Below are 8,271 nucleotides of genomic sequence, written 5' to 3' on the forward strand. Positions count from 1 at the left end.
CTAAGCCCTCTGGGTACTGCGACCAAAAGGGCTTGCGTTTAGCTATTCAAGCAGGTTAGAAGTAGCGCCTACTTACCGGATAGCTTTTTCACTTTTTGCATGATGCTCTCAGGGTCGAGTCCCTGGTGGTAGAACTGCTCCCAGAGACCGCCGCCGCCTTCTTCGTGCGTGCCAGCGTGGGCAAACTTAGGCGTGTAGCCCCGCTCCAGCAGCCAGGTACCGTAGCGAGCGCCGAGGCCGGTTTTCTCGTTGAACGATTCAACTACCATCACCAGCGGCGAGTTACCGACCTTTTCCATCATCTGCTCATCGACGACGTTGAGCGTAGACTTGTTGATCAGGCCGATACTGAGCCCTCCGTCCTTGAGTCGTTCAACGGCATCGAGCGCCCGGTACAGGCCATCACCAAAGCTGACGATGTAGCCATCGGTGCCTTCGCGCACTAACTCATCTTTTCCGGGGACGAAAGTATAGCCGTCGCTGTAAAGCGCTTTGCCATCAGTGCCATTCACCATAGGTACTTTGGCGCGAGTAGAGAAGATGAAGCGCAAACCAGGGTCGTTAAACACCCTGTTGACGCAGGCTTTCATCTGATGCGCGTCGGCCGGGAAGTACAGACGCGTTTCGTAGCTGTCGTCTAACCCGTTGTCGGCAAACATGTTGTTAATGCCGAAGTGACAGGTGTTGTCGGCCATGTCGTCGATGCCGGAGTGCGAGAAGTGGCAGAGCAGGTTGGACTTGTTCAGCCGGGCCATGGTGATTTCAGAAATGCACATTTCTAAAAAGGCGCTGAAGGTGGCAAAGACGCCCTGCTTACCTTCGGCCATGCCGAAGCCCGCTGCCGCAGAGAGGTTGCCCCGCTCCATAATGCCGCCGCTGACAAAGATTTCGGGGTATGCCTTGTGAATGTGGTTGAGGCCGCAGGAGCCTTCGAGGTCGCAGTCGACCACCAGCACTTTTTCTTTGCGCTCGGCGTCGCTCATGCCGCCGAGCACTTCGACCATGGCCTGCCCGAAGACATTGCGGTTGGAGCCAACTTCGCTGCTACAGCCTTTGAACTCGTAGCTATGTTTGGGCTTTTCGATGTTCTTAAGGTAGTCAGCGGCGGACTGCTGCCCGTGCTTTTCCAGGTACTGGATGGCCAAATCGGTAGGAATCACGTCGTGGCCGTGAGTGGTACCTTCTAAGCCGTCGATGCCCACTGTCATGGGGCGCTTGCAGATGACGGCGATCGGGCCGTCAGTACTGATGGCTTCGCAAATGTTGGCATACAGGGCGTCAATGTCTTCGCCGTCGTTGACCAGTACTTTGAGACCGTGACCTTCTAGCGTGCTCTGGACGCTGTAGCCCTTTAGATATTCGGAAGGATGACCGGCGATGGTCACGTCGTTATCGTCGATGATCAGCTTGATATTGATGCCTTGAGCCACAGCTAAGCGGGCGGCTTCAGCGTCGTCGCCTTCCTGCTGCGCGCCGTCGGAACCGAGGAGAAAGGTGGTTTTGCCGGGGTTAGCGATCGCCACACCATTCACAAACGGCCACATATGCCCCAAACGCCCTGAACTAAACTTCACACCGGGCGTCAGGCCCAGCTCCGGGTGACCGGGCAGCTTAGAATCGGCGGCGCGGTATTGCATCAGTTGCTCAGCAGGCAGATCGCCATTCAGCGTGGCCATCAGGTACTGAGTGCCCACGCGGTGACCGGCTTCGTCAAAGAAAGTCGGCACAAACTTGTCAGGATTGCCCCGAAACAGCGCGTCCATAATCATCACTTCGGGCACCGTGTCGTAAGGCCCGCCCGTGTGACCGCCCACGCCGCGTGCCCCGCCCGTCGCTGTGAAAAACACAATCGCCTCACGGCAAAGCTGAATATTAGCCTTGAGGGCTTCTCGCTGCTCGTCGGTCAGCTTATGGGTAGAAGGGTCGAGGGTAATGCGCTTGTAAGCACTCAAATCGATAGGAAAAGCAGAGGTAGGCTTAACTTGGGTTGCTGTCATGGAGCGGTGTCCTAATACGTCTATGTCTCAAAGCTATAAAACATCAGCGCTATAGAGCGGTGTCTGGGCTACTGCTTTGAAAAAGTTAATAGTTCTATTCTCCCTGATCATGCCGCTGCGGTTAAGGGGGCTAGGCAAAATTTGTGCTGTGAGCGACTGTTTATGGCCGCTGGCGAGCGGTAGGGCGAGGAAAGTTTTGACGGAGCTGTGCGGTGCGCGATTCCCTTGGAAGGCTGCGCCATCGCCACTCACACCCCTCCACATGATCATTCACCAGCCCCATGGCCTGCATAAAGGCATAGGCCGTCGTCGGCCCCACAAACGACCAGCCGCGCTTTTTAAGATCCTGGCTCATTGCCGTCGATGCGGGCGTTTTGCTTAAGGACATTAGCGTTTCGTAGTCGCATCGCTGGGGTCGGGCAGCGGCTTCGGGTTCGTACTGCCAGAAGTAAGCCGCCAGAGAGCCAAATTCTTCAGCCAGGCCAGTGGCTCGCTTTGCATTATTAATCACCGACTCTATTTTGCGGCGATGACGCACGATGCCTTTGTCTTGCAGCAGACGCTCCACATCTGCCGGGCCGTACTGCGCAACCTGCTCAAAGTCAAATTTGGCAAAGGCCAGCCGAAAGTTTTCTCGCTTGCGCAATATCGTCAGCCAGCTCAGCCCAGACTGAAAGCCCTCTAAGCAGATTTTCTCAAACAGCTTTTTGTCATCGGCGACCGGCACGCCCCACTCCTGATCGTGATAGGCCAGATAGTCTCCCTTATCTCCAGGCCACCCGCAGCGCCAGCAGCCATCTTCACCTTTAACCAAACCATCCATAGATTGGGCTCTCACTACGCTGTCTCTTTTCATTCTCTCAGGGCACTGCTCTCAGCACCAGTCTCAACACCAGATAACGGCAACGCAAAAGCGACCATTGGGCGCAACTGGCACACCAAAAAACAACGAGTTTGCGTCCATAGACAGACATATTAGCTAGTCCACCCAGACAAAGTGTCCATACCATTGGCGCAGTCACTAGTCCCAAGCGATACAACTTAAACATGCGAAACGAAACAAAGGTTTCTAACCCAAACAACACTTTCTTTCGCAACCTTCTCTACCTTGCATTTTTGGTGTTGTGCCCCTTAGCAAAGCCCACCGAAAAGAGCAGAGGCCGCAGAAGTCCTACAGTTCACTCCTTCAACGTTCTCTGTTGTCTCTACATCTTTTGAGGATACTTCCATGAAATTTTCTCGTCTTTCTGCTACTTTCGCTGTCGCTGCTGCCGCTCTTCTAGCAGTGCCCTTCGGCGCTCAAGCTCAAGAAGCCCCTAACTACAACTACGTCGGCATCGGCGGCGGCGACAACGGCTTTGTTGTCAACGGTAAAATCTCTGTTGCTGATAACGTCTCCATCCGCCCTGAAATCGCGACTGACTTTAACTTCGGCGACAGCGAAGATGTCTCCTACCTCGTACCTGTCACCTACGACTTCAACACCATCGGCAACGGTAGAACCGCTTTTAACCCCTTCCTCGGGGCTGGCGTCTCTGGTGACATTGGCAACGACAGCAATATCGACTTCTCGCTCGTAGCGGGTTCTGACTACCGCTTTGCTGACCGCTATGTCGCCAATGCCTCGGTCAACTACACCCCCTTCGGCAACAACGACGGAGTTGGCTTCACTGTCGGGGTTGGCCGCACCTTCTAAGTATCGCCTGTAGCATCTACCGGCATAGCATCTGCCAGGGCGGCTAAAGCCAATACTTTGACGGATTAGCCGCCTGCCTCTCTGCATCGCTCTTAATTTATAACTACCTTTTGAGGACTGTTCCATGAAATTTTCTCGTCTTTCTGCTACTTTCGCTGTCGCTGCTGCCGCTCTTCTAGCAGTGCCCTTCGGCGCTCAAGCTCAAGAAGCCCCTAACTACAACTACGTCGGCATCGGCGGCGGCGACAACGGCTTTGTTGTCAACGGTAAAATCTCTGTTGCTGATAACGTCTCCATCCGCCCTGAAATCGCGACTGACTTTAACTTCGGCGACAGCGAAGATGTCTCCTACCTCGTACCTGTCACCTACGACTTCAACACCATCGGCAACGGTAGAACCGCTTTTAACCCCTTCCTCGGGGCTGGCGTCTCTGGTGACATTGGCAACGACAGCAATATCGACTTCTCGCTCGTAGCGGGTTCTGACTACCGCTTTGCTGACCGCTATGTCGCCAATGCCTCGGTCAACTACACCCCCTTCGGCAACAACGACGGAGTTGGCTTCACTGTCGGGGTTGGCCGCACCTTCTAAGCAGCTGTCTCAACTTTCCTCTTGCAGTTTCATAAAAATCTCCTAAGGAGTGCGTCCGCGCTCTAAACACTATCGCCTTCAGGGATTCAACCGAACTCTTGAAGGCGATTTTTTATTTTGCATTTTTTGTTTTGCTTTTGGGCGTGATCGCCCTTTCCCCTTTCCCCCTCCTATCCCTACTCCCCTACCCTCCGCTCATACCAAGCCACATCCCAATACCGCCCGAATTTACGCCCCACCTCTCGAAACAATCCCACCTGCTCAAATCCAAACTTCTGATGAACGGCAATAGAAGGCTCATTCGGCAGCGTAATCCCCGCATAGGCGCGGTGAACATCTTCGCTGGCTAGCGCTTCAAATAGGGCGCTGTAGAGCTGACTACCGATGCCTTTGCCTTGAGCGGCTGGGTGAAGATAAACGCTGGTTTCCACAGAGGTGTCGTAAGCGGCCTTGGTGCGAAACTTACTGCTGGTGGCATAACCGACAACCTGCCCGTCGCCCTCTGCTACCAGTAACCGATAGCGCCCAGTCGCTGAGTAGTGACTCATCCAGCTGGCTTGCCGCTGCTCAACGGTGTAGGGATGCAAGTCGAAGGTGATGGTGGTTTCGGCAATGTATTGGTTGTATAGCTCGGTCAGAGCAGTAGTATCTGCCAGGCGAAAATCTCGAATGAGCGTGTTCATGGGCAAGTTAGCCTCTGGTACAGCGTCAGGATCGTAGGACATGGGTTGCAGGGATAAGAAGAGTCGTCAGCGCGATCGCTAACCCCGTACAGTAGAATACGATTTTCTACCCCCTGGCAAGCTGTGGCTCATTCTGATTATCTAGAACGCATTTTAAAGGCCCGCGTTTATGATGTCGCGCAAGAAACACCGCTGGAGAGAGCCCCCCGGCTGTCGGCCCGGCTCGGCAACGAGATATTGCTCAAACGGGAAGATGCGCAGTCGGTGTTTTCGTTTAAGCTACGGGGCGCTTACAACAAGATGGTGCAGTTGCCACCTGACTTACTGAAGTGCGGCGTGATTGCGGCCTCTGCTGGCAACCATGCGCAAGGCGTGGCCCTCGCAGCCCAAAAACTGGGCACTACGGCTGTCATCGTCATGCCAGTCACCACCCCGCAGGTAAAAATAGATGCTGTCAAAGCGCTCCAGGCAACGGTTGTGTTGCATGGTGACGGCTACGACGAGGCCTGCGCCTATGCCCGTCAGCTAGAAACCGACAAGGGGCTAACGTTTATTCACCCCTTTGACGACCCGGATGTCATTGCCGGGCAGGGCACGATTGGCATGGAGATTTTGCGGCAGTACCAGCAGCCGATCCACGCTATTTTTGTGGCGATTGGCGGCGGCGGGCTGATTTCTGGAGTGGCGGCCTACATCAAGCGGCTGCGGCCCGAAATCAAGATCATTGGGGTGGAGCCAGTCGATTCGGATGCGATGAATCAGTCGCTGCGCAAGGGCGATCGCGTCTGTCTCGATCAGGTGGGTCTGTTCGCCGATGGCGTTGCCGTCAGGCAGGTAGGCCAGGAGACGTTTCGCCTATGTCAGCAGTTCGTTGACGAAGTGATGCTAGTCACCACTGACGACACCTGCGCGGCGATTAAAGACGTGTTTGAAGATACGCGCTCGATTTTGGAACCGGCTGGGGCGCTGGCGATCGCGGGCGTCAAAGCCTATGTGGAGCGCGAGGGCATTCAGGATGAGTGTTTGGTGGCGATCGCCTGCGGGGCCAATATGAACTTTGACCGGCTGCGCTTTGTCGCCGAACGCGCCGAACTCGGAGAGCATCGGGAGGCGGTGTTTGCCGTGACGATTCCAGAGCGACCGGGGAGCCTGGGGAAGTTTTGCGATACGGTAGGCGATCGCAGCATCAGCGAGTTTAACTATCGCATTGCCGACGAAAACAGGGCTCATATCTTTGTTGGCATCAAAGTCAAAGGCAGAGCCGACGCTCAGGAAATTGCCCAAACCTTCAGAAGCAGCGGCTTTGAAACGCTTGACCTGACCGATGACGAACTAGCGAAAATGCACCTGCGCCACATGGTCGGCGGCAAATCGGCTTTAGCTAACAACGAACTGCTCTATCGGTTCGAATTCCCCGAGCGGCCCCGCGCACTGACCAACTTTGTCTCAACCATGAGCCCCAACTGGAACATCAGCTTGTTTCACTACCGCAACCACGGCGCTGACTATGGCCGCATTGTCGTGGGTATGCAGGTACCACCCACCGAAATGGAGCAGTGGGAGGCTTGCTTAGAGACGCTAGGCTATCGCTATTGGAACGAAAGCCAAAACCCAGCGTACAAACTCTTTTTGTAGACGGGTCAATCTGTGGATGGGGGAGACAGTAAACAGTGGACAGGAAACAGGAGCCAGTGACCAAGAGTCAGAGGCGCTACTGCCTACTCCCTACTCCCTACTCCCTACTGTTCACTACTTTCTCCCTCCCGCAAATTCACTCCAGTAGCATACGCCTTCCCTTCCATGCACTTCACAGTGGCCGTCACGGGGGTACCCCGCTCTAAATGCTCAAAAATGTCAGCGTTGACATATTTCTGATGAAACAAAATATCTTTTGAGCCGTCGTCGGGTGCAATGTAGCCGTGGAAGTTTCCTGGTTTTGCGGTGAACAACAGCTTGACTATCCCTTTTTTGACCGGTTGTTCTGCGGTGGGTAGGGGCTCAGCAGGCGCTTCTATAGCGGGCGCTAGGTCGGCAGGCGTGACGGCCTCTTCATGGGTCTCTTCAATCTCAATAGATATTTGAGCAGGCGCTTTAATCTCATTCTCCATCGGGTCGGCAGCAGACGGGTCTGCCCTCATCGGGTCTTCCGGCAAGGATAGCTCAGCGGGTGGCTCTGCTAGTAATGGGGATGAGTCTGCTACAGATAAGGCTAAACCAGAGGACAGTTCCCTTATTTTAGCCGATTGATAAGCCATCTCATCTGGTTGGGCAGCGGGCTTCGGGACCGTTTCTGCCCGGTTTGGTGGGGCGATCGCCTCAGAAGCAGGCACCTCACTTTCGGTAATATCAAAGCTAAAGAGAATAGCTTGCTCAGGAAGTTTTGCTGGCTGAGGTGAACTAGCGGCTACGAGCTCATTTTTTTCTACAGGCGGTTCAGCTTTTTCTAGCAGCGGCTCAGTCTCTACCGGCCACTCTACTGGCTCCTCAGGCTCCATCGCTGGCAGCAGGTCGTGAATTTCTGGAAGCTGGCTAGCGTCTTGAATTTCTACCGAAGAGTAGTCAGCAGTCATCAATAGCAGGGAAACTTCCGCAGAGACCGCCGTCTCTATCGGCATGTTTTGAAACACCAACGGGATCTCATGCATCACCGAGTCCGGGCCTGGCTGAGGCAAAACATCAGGTTCGTAGCCTGTAGAAGAGGCGGCATCAGCCGGGTTGGGCAGCGCAAAATGATTGAGGGAGAGGGGTTCTGTTGGGCGAACCGCCGAAGAGCGATCAGTTTCTTTCTGAGTAGACACAGACGGGCGGATGCCGCTACGCCGCCCCGAAAAAATGCTAAGCACCTTTTGCAGCCGATGCAGTAGCCAAGTCATAAACCGTTTTAACATAGCGGTTGGCTCCTGTAGACCTTTCGCTCGTAAGCATGCATGTCTTTTATGTTACCAGTCCTGGGATAGGCGATCACGCCAATCCGAAGACATTCGCCGTACAATAAGGGCCCAACTCAAACGGCCTTCGAAGCTATGGTAAAAGATCGCTTCCATGACGCAGTGAGAGCGGGATTGGAGAAAGAAGGATGGATAATCACTGCTGATCCCTATGAAGTAAGCGTGGGGGAAGTCGATTTTGAAATCGATCTGGCGGCAGAAATGATAGCTGCTGAGAGAGCAGGTGAAAAAATCGCGGTAGAAATTGAGAGCTTCATTAGACCTCTTGCAGAAATGATTATGTGATAGACTAACGCGCCTCGCTGAGACTACCAAGCGGCTATCGTGCGTTCATGATTGTAGAGGGCCGCAATCA

7 protein-coding genes and 1 pseudogene are annotated in these 8,271 nt (G+C 54.3%); 4 read left to right on the forward strand and 4 right to left on the reverse strand.

Features of this window, described 5'->3' with window-relative positions; translation table 11 throughout:
- Positions 1 to 68: 68 nt before the first annotated feature.
- Both CKL79_RS17825 and CKL79_RS17830 read right to left on the reverse strand, forming a co-directional pair.
- Positions 69 to 1,997: a transketolase C-terminal domain-containing protein gene (locus CKL79_RS17825; RefSeq protein WP_121970921.1), complete on the reverse strand. Its 1,929-nt coding sequence runs from the start codon at positions 1,995 to 1,997 to the stop codon at positions 69 to 71.
- Positions 1,998 to 2,157: 160 nt separating this feature from the next.
- Positions 2,158 to 2,853 (reverse strand): DNA-3-methyladenine glycosylase I, encoded by a 696-nt coding sequence (locus CKL79_RS17830; RefSeq protein ID WP_346427067.1) that lies wholly within the window; start codon positions 2,851 to 2,853, stop codon positions 2,158 to 2,160.
- A 372-nt stretch (positions 2,854 to 3,225) separates the two neighbouring features.
- On the opposite strand from CKL79_RS17830, the gene CKL79_RS17835 reads away from it, so the two are divergent.
- Together CKL79_RS17835 and CKL79_RS17840 are read left to right on the forward strand one after the other, a co-directional pair.
- A complete protein-coding gene (locus CKL79_RS17835; protein ID WP_121970923.1) occupies positions 3,226 to 3,693 on the forward strand; it encodes a hypothetical protein in 468 nt (155 codons plus the stop codon).
- Positions 3,694 to 3,817: 124 nt separating this feature from the next.
- Positions 3,818 to 4,285 carry a hypothetical protein gene (locus CKL79_RS17840; protein ID WP_121970923.1) on the forward strand — a complete coding sequence of 156 codons (468 nt, stop codon included), beginning with the start codon at positions 3,818 to 3,820 and terminating at the stop codon, positions 4,283 to 4,285.
- Between the two features lie 176 nt (positions 4,286 to 4,461).
- Here CKL79_RS17840 and CKL79_RS17845 read toward each other — a convergent pair whose 3' ends face one another.
- Positions 4,462 to 4,968, reverse strand: coding sequence for a GNAT family N-acetyltransferase (locus CKL79_RS17845; protein WP_121970927.1), 507 nt, complete (start codon positions 4,966 to 4,968; stop codon positions 4,462 to 4,464).
- Between the two features lie 123 nt (positions 4,969 to 5,091).
- Between CKL79_RS17845 and ilvA the strand changes: the two genes are divergently transcribed.
- Positions 5,092 to 6,603, forward strand: a complete 1,512-nt coding sequence (ilvA, locus tag CKL79_RS17850; RefSeq protein ID WP_121970924.1) for a threonine ammonia-lyase, biosynthetic — start codon at positions 5,092 to 5,094, stop codon at positions 6,601 to 6,603.
- A gap of 104 nt (positions 6,604 to 6,707) precedes the next feature.
- Here ilvA and CKL79_RS17855 read toward each other — a convergent pair whose 3' ends face one another.
- On the reverse strand, positions 6,708 to 7,856 hold the full coding sequence (locus CKL79_RS17855; RefSeq protein ID WP_121970925.1) for a cold shock domain-containing protein: 1,149 nt from the start codon (positions 7,854 to 7,856) through the stop codon (positions 6,708 to 6,710).
- A 135-nt stretch (positions 7,857 to 7,991) separates the two neighbouring features.
- Here CKL79_RS17855 and CKL79_RS17860 point away from each other — a divergent pair.
- Positions 7,992 to 8,174: pseudogene (locus tag CKL79_RS17860) on the forward strand (element excision factor XisH family protein); the annotation flags it as partial.
- Positions 8,175 to 8,271: the final 97 nt, after the last annotated feature.

Source organism: Leptolyngbya sp. BC1307 (genome assembly GCF_002286735.1).
Lineage (GTDB): Bacteria > Cyanobacteriota > Cyanobacteriia > Phormidesmidales > Phormidesmidaceae > Phormidesmis.

Excerpts from the sequence above, each read along its gene's own strand:
- CKL79_RS17825 (WP_121970921.1), bottom strand. The coding sequence starts at position 1,997 with ATGACAGCAACCCAAGTTAAGCCTACCTCTGCTTTTCCTATCGATTTG.
- CKL79_RS17830 (WP_346427067.1), bottom strand. The coding sequence starts at position 2,853 with ATGAAAAGAGACAGCGTAGTGAGAGCCCAATCTATGGATGGTTTGGTT.
- CKL79_RS17835 (WP_121970923.1), top strand. The coding sequence starts at position 3,226 with ATGAAATTTTCTCGTCTTTCTGCTACTTTCGCTGTCGCTGCTGCCGCT.
- CKL79_RS17840 (WP_121970923.1), top strand. The coding sequence starts at position 3,818 with ATGAAATTTTCTCGTCTTTCTGCTACTTTCGCTGTCGCTGCTGCCGCT.
- CKL79_RS17845 (WP_121970927.1), bottom strand. The coding sequence starts at position 4,968 with ATGAACACGCTCATTCGAGATTTTCGCCTGGCAGATACTACTGCTCTG.
- CKL79_RS17855 (WP_121970925.1), bottom strand. The coding sequence starts at position 7,856 with ATGTTAAAACGGTTTATGACTTGGCTACTGCATCGGCTGCAAAAGGTG.